Annotated in this window: 1 protein-coding gene; it reads left to right on the top strand. The window is 73.4% G+C overall.

The window, feature by feature from the left end; all coding sequences use genetic code 11:
- Positions 1 to 304: universal stress protein (locus AOK15_RS40390; protein WP_338059960.1), on the top strand; the 304-nt coding region annotated here is incomplete at both ends.

Raw genomic sequence — 304 nt, 5'->3', positions numbered from 1 at the left:
CGCCGGTCCGGAGAGGTCGTCCTCGGTATCGACGCGCGGGACCCTGTCGGCAGCGCGGTCGATTTCGCCTTCGACTGTGCCCGGGCGCGAGCGGTGCGTCTCCGTGCCGTGCACGCCTGGGCGCTTCCCGCGAGCGCCGCCGAGTGGCCGTTCGCCGTACCGGAGAGGGACCGCGCGACGTGGGAGGACCACGAGGTGCAGGTCCTGGCCGACGCGCTGCGTCCGTGGCGCGAACGGTATCCGGACGTTCCGGTGCTCGAGGACGTCGTCCTTCTGTCGCCCGTCCAGGCGCTGGCCCACCACG

Origin of the sequence: Streptomyces ossamyceticus (genome assembly GCF_001418475.1) — a bacterium.
In the GTDB taxonomy this organism is placed as follows: Bacteria; Actinomycetota; Actinomycetes; order Streptomycetales; family Streptomycetaceae; genus Streptomyces; species Streptomyces ossamyceticus.
This window is presented reverse-complemented; position numbering and strand designations above follow the sequence as displayed.